Origin of the sequence: Chryseobacterium sp. 2TAF14 (assembly GCF_052115105.1) — a bacterium.
Taxonomy (GTDB): domain Bacteria; phylum Bacteroidota; class Bacteroidia; order Flavobacteriales; family Weeksellaceae; genus Chryseobacterium.
Genome location: NZ_JBFRGA010000194.1, coordinates 1 through 4,983 on the forward strand (window position 1 = coordinate 1; position 4,983 = coordinate 4,983).

Genomic DNA, 4,983 nt, shown 5'->3' on the forward strand with positions numbered 1-4,983 from the left:
CAATATTTCAGGAATTCAAAGCTTCACCAAACTTTCAACGGCAAAAATTAAAAATGTTCTGAATTTTCTTCATACCCAGGAAATCATTTTTTACAACAGCAACAAAAGCTTATCGTCACTCGAGCTATTAATTAAGCCTGATGAAATCGACCAGCTTCCTTCAAAAGATGCTTATTTTATTGAACTTCTTTTGCGGTCCGTTTCAGGAATTACAACGCATAAAGTGATGTTCAGCGAGCAAAAAGTAAGTGAGAAAATCGGGGTAAGCGTTCATTTAATTAAAGAAAGGTTGAAAGAGCTTCAGCAGAAAAATTATCTGGAATATATTGATGGTGCTTTAGCTTCCGTAAAGTTTCTAAAACCACGTGATGAACGATCAAACGCTGGAATTTACTGGAAACTCTTTGAGCATATTCAGAAAAATAAAATCCAGAAATGGGAAGAAATGAAATTTTTTATAGAAGATCAGCAATACTGCAAAATGAAATTGATTCTCTCCTACTTCGGCGAAAAAAACACCAAAAACTGCGGGCAATGTACTGTTTGCGAAAAAAACAAACAGTCTATTTTCGGTAAAAATGTTTCTTCGGAAATCCTCAAAGTTTTAGATAAAAAACCTGCAACGATCGAAGAAATTTCAGTGCAGTTACAGTTTCATTCTAAAGAAAACATATTAGAAAATTTAATTTTTTTGCTGGATTCAGGTAAAGTAAAAATGCTGAACTTCAGAACCTACGCTTTGACATAAGTAATGAGTAATTGGTAATAAGTAATGGAAATTCATAATTCATAATTCATAATTCATAATTCATAATTCATAATTCATAATTCATAATTCATAATTCATAATTCATAATTTTTAACTTATAACTCAAGAGTTTTATCTTTGCACCATGAAATCATTGAAAGTCGTTTTTTTAGGTACTCCGGAGTTTGCAAAGACTTCGCTGGAAGCCATTCATCAATCACATCACGAAGTTGTAGGCGTTGTAACCGTTGCCGATAAAGCAAGTGGTCGCGGACAAAAAATCAATCAGTCTCCCGTAAAAGTTTTTGCTGTAGAAAATAATCTTCCTGTTTTTCAGCCTGAAAAATTGAGAAATCCTGATTTTTTAGAAGAACTGAGAAAATTAGATGCTGATGTTTTTGTGGTGGTTGCTTTCAGAATGATGCCTAAAGTTTTGTTTGAGATGCCAAAAATGGGAACTTTCAACCTTCATGCTTCGCTTCTTCCTGATTACAGAGGCGCTGCTCCAATTAATTATGCGGTAATTAATGGAGAAGAAAAGACAGGCGCAACCACATTCTTTATCAATGAAAAAATTGACGAAGGAAATATTTTATTGCAGGAAGAAATTCCGGTTTTGGAAAATGAAAATGCAGGTCATCTACACGATAGATTAATGGAAATGGGAGCAAAATTGGTCGTAAAAACTTTAGATGGATTAGCAGAAAACTCAATCACTGAAAGACCTCAACCGGAAGTTGAACATCCGAAAAATGCATACAAAATTTTCAAAGAAGACACCAGAATCGACTGGACGAAAAATTCAAAAGAAGTTCATCAGTTTATTTTAGGAATGTCACCTTATCCTGCAGCTTTTACGACTTTAAAAATTGGGGAAGAAGAAAAAGGATTAAAAATTTTCAGCGGAAAATTTGAAATTTCAAACCATGAAAAACCTGTGGGAAGTTTAGATATTTCTAAAAATGATTTTAAAATCTATACGAAAGACGGAATATATTTTCCTTTAGAATTACAATTGGAAGGAAAAAAAAGAATGAATATCAAAGATTTCCTGAATGGTTTCAGAAATTTTGACGAAATAAAAATGGCTTGAGTAAATCAAGCCATTTTTATTATAAGTTAATTGTAAATTTTCTTCGAAGTCAATTCATTTCATTGTCAATTTTTATGACTGTAAAAAATTCACTTGCGAGCAAAATTGACCATTCACAATTCACATCTTAAAGCTGTACCATCTCCGTCACCTCAACATCATAACCTCCAACCTGAGGTTTTACATTAGGGTTTTGAGTAATTACTTTAAATTTATTGATTCCTAAATTCTTCAGAATCTGAGTTCCTATTCCGTAATCTCTGTAATTGAATGCGGCAGTCGGATGTTTTTGCTGTCCGTCCTGATAATTTAAAAACTGCTGTAATTTTCTTAATGTATTTTCAGAATTAGACACATTATTAATGAAAATAATTGCACCTTTTCCCTCTTCATTTACCATTTTGGTTACTTTCTCCAATAAAGGTTTCTCGCCGTTATTCAATCTTGTTAAAACATCAAAATAAGAATCAGAAGACTGTACTCTCACCAAAACAGGTTCATCAACCGTCCAAGATCCTTTCGTTAAAGCAAAGTGGATCTGATCATTCGAAGTTTCTCTGAAAGCACAAAAATCGTATTCGCCATAAGCGGTCTGCACTTTTCTTTCTTCAATTCTTTCGATCAGGTTTCCTTTTTTAAGCTGATAATGAATCAGATCTTCAATAGAAACAATTTTCATATCATGCTTCTGCGCAAAAACCTGTAGATCAGGCAAACGAGACATAGACCCGTCTTCGTTCATAATTTCACAGATTACTCCGCCTTCTTTCAAACCTGCTAAACAAGTAAGATCGATGGCTGCTTCGGTGTGACCTGCTCTTTTCAGAACCCCGCCTTTTCTTGCACGAAGCGGGAAAATATGACCGGGACGCATAAAATCTGTTGGTTTAGATTTTTCGTCCATCAAAGCTAAAATCGTTTTTGCTCTGTCACCTGCAGAAATTCCGGTAGAAGTTCCGTCGCCTAAAAGGTCTACAGAAACGGTAAAAGCAGTTTCTTTCGGATCGCTGCTTCGGCTTACCATTACGTCAAGACCAAGCTCATCGCATCTTTTTTCAGGAAGCGGCATACAGATCAACCCTCTTCCGTGGAATGCCATAAAATTGATGATTTCAGGCGTTGTCAATTCGGCTGCACAAAGAAAATCGCCTTCATTTTCTCTGTCTTCATCGTCTACAACTATGATTATTTTACCATTTTTAAGGTCTTCAATAGCCTCCGGAATAGTATTTAGTTTAATATCTGACATTTTTACTTTAAATTTTTGCAAAGATACTTAATAAAATAAGCATCAACAATTAATATGAATGGTTTATGTTATGCTTTAGTTTAACCATAAAAGTCACAAAAGATTTTTACACATAAAGTCACATTAGTTTTTAGCTTAAAATTTTGAAAATATTTTAGAACACATAAGATTTGAAAATATCTGATTTTCATTTTAAACCTAAAAATCTGTGTGAATCTGTGAAATTTGCGGGATTTAAAATTAAAACAGAGAATTTGTCGCTTTTCTTATAATCTCATACGATTCCAGTCTTTTCTGGTGGTCATAAATATGAGAATTAATCATCAGTTCATCCACCTGATATTTTTCCTGAAAGTTTTTTAATTGTTCTGCAATCTCATTTTGATTACCGATAAAACTAAATTTTAATTTCTGTAAAACCATTGATTTTTCCATTGCAGACCAAATTGCATCCATATCTTCAACCGGTGCTGGAAAAGGTTTCCTGTCATTTCTGATAATATTGATGAACGCCTGAAACAATGTTGTAGAAAGAAAATGCGCTTCTTCAGACGTTTCTGCAGCAATTCCGTTCACACAAGCCAAAACAAAAGGTTGATCTAAATATTTTGACGGTTCGAAATGCTCTCTGTAAATTTTAAATGCCATATCCATTTGTTCGGGAGCGAAATGTCCTGCAAAAGCATACGGAAGGCCTAATTCTGCAGCCAACCAAGCGCTGTCTGTGCTTGAACCGAGAATATACATCGGAATATCTAAACCTTCACCGGGAATGGCACGAACCAAAGCGTTTGAATTTTCTTTGGAGAAATATTTCTGTAATTCTAAAATCTGTCTCGGAAATTGTTCATTGATGATGGCAGGATTTCTTCCCAAAGCTTGAGCCGTCAAACCATCTGTTCCGGGAGCTCTTCCCAAGCCAAGATCAATTCTTCCTGGAAAAAGTGATTCTAAAGTTCCGAATTGTTCGGCTATTACAAGCGAACTGTGATTGGGAAGCATAATTCCTCCTGAACCGACTCTGATTTTTTTTGTTCCGTTGGCGATAAAACCAATCAGAACGGATGTTGCGGAACTGGCAATACTTTCCATATTGTGATGTTCGGCAAGCCAGAATCTTTTATAATCTAAATTTTCGGTGTGATTTGCTAAAGACAGACTGTCCTGAAAAGTATCGTGAATGGTTTTCCCCTGTTTTACAGGAGCCAGATCAAGAACTGATATATTAAAATTTTTCATTGATTAAATTTAACCAAGCAAAGTTAAGGCTAATAAACTGCATTAGTTACTTTTTGTAATTGATGGAATTGATTGGTATGTTGTGGGAAAAACTATTAGCATCATTTTTTTTCACTTAAATTTAATCCTAATTTGTATTTTAGAATTAAAATAAAAAATAAGTATTGTAAAAATGGGAATAATTGTAAGCTATAGTATAATCTCAGATGAGAACATATTGCAAGAAGTTGAAAAAAATATCAATACAAAAAATTCAATTGAAGATATTATTAACAAGTTTACTAATCATATAGAATCATTTACTTCGTATGTAAAAACGTGGGATCCGCTCTATTTTCTGCTTTATAAAATATCAGCCAATAAAATGTTTCTTAAGCTTAGAGAAAATCACCAAAGTATTGAAACTAATGAATACTCAAAGATTTTTTCAAAAGAAGAAGTTTATAAATTATTTCAAGAATTGCAAAATATTCATTCTGAAAATCTCCGGAATATTTTAGATAATGAAGACTTAAAACAAAGTATTTCAAAACAGGACGGATATCGTATGGAAGATATTTTCGATATAGAATCTGTCTTGATTGAATTTAATCAATTGAAAAATGCGGTAAATAAAGCTTACGCTACAGACTGTAAACTGATTCAGATATTATT

The 4,983-nt window shown here is 33.5% G+C and carries 5 protein-coding genes; 3 read left to right on the top strand and 2 right to left on the bottom strand.

The features are described 5' to 3' along the window. The coding region (locus tag AB4Y90_RS15455) for a RecQ family zinc-binding domain-containing protein (protein ID WP_441558453.1) at nt 1–748 on the top strand (748 nt) is incomplete at its 5' end. Nucleotides 749–893: 145 nt separating this feature from the next. Next, nucleotides 894–1,841: a methionyl-tRNA formyltransferase gene (fmt, locus tag AB4Y90_RS15460; RefSeq protein WP_441558455.1), complete on the top strand. Its 948-nt coding sequence runs from the start codon at nt 894–896 to the stop codon at nt 1,839–1,841. 127 nt (nt 1,842–1,968) lie between these two features. On the opposite strand, the gene ribB is transcribed toward fmt, so the two are convergent. Together ribB and AB4Y90_RS15470 are read right to left on the bottom strand one after the other, a co-directional pair. Continuing rightward, the gene (ribB, locus tag AB4Y90_RS15465) at nt 1,969–3,090 is read right to left on the bottom strand and encodes a 3,4-dihydroxy-2-butanone-4-phosphate synthase (RefSeq protein ID WP_441558457.1); all 1,122 of its coding nucleotides are present in this window, start codon (nt 3,088–3,090) and stop codon (nt 1,969–1,971) included. A 240-nt stretch (nt 3,091–3,330) separates the two neighbouring features. Next, entirely contained in the window at nt 3,331–4,329 is a 999-nt protein-coding gene (locus AB4Y90_RS15470; protein WP_441558458.1) for an LLM class flavin-dependent oxidoreductase, read from the bottom strand. A gap of 172 nt (nt 4,330–4,501) precedes the next feature. Here AB4Y90_RS15470 and AB4Y90_RS15475 point away from each other — a divergent pair. Next, nucleotides 4,502–4,983 (top strand): DUF1877 family protein (locus AB4Y90_RS15475; protein ID WP_441558460.1); only part of this gene is annotated, 482 nt, incomplete at its 3' end.

Excerpts from the sequence above, each read along its gene's own strand:
- ribB (WP_441558457.1), bottom strand. The coding sequence starts at position 3,090 with ATGTCAGATATTAAACTAAATACTATTCCGGAGGCTATTGAAGACCTT.
- AB4Y90_RS15470 (WP_441558458.1), bottom strand. The coding sequence starts at position 4,329 with ATGAAAAATTTTAATATATCAGTTCTTGATCTGGCTCCTGTAAAACAG.
- fmt (WP_441558455.1), top strand. The coding sequence starts at position 894 with ATGAAATCATTGAAAGTCGTTTTTTTAGGTACTCCGGAGTTTGCAAAG.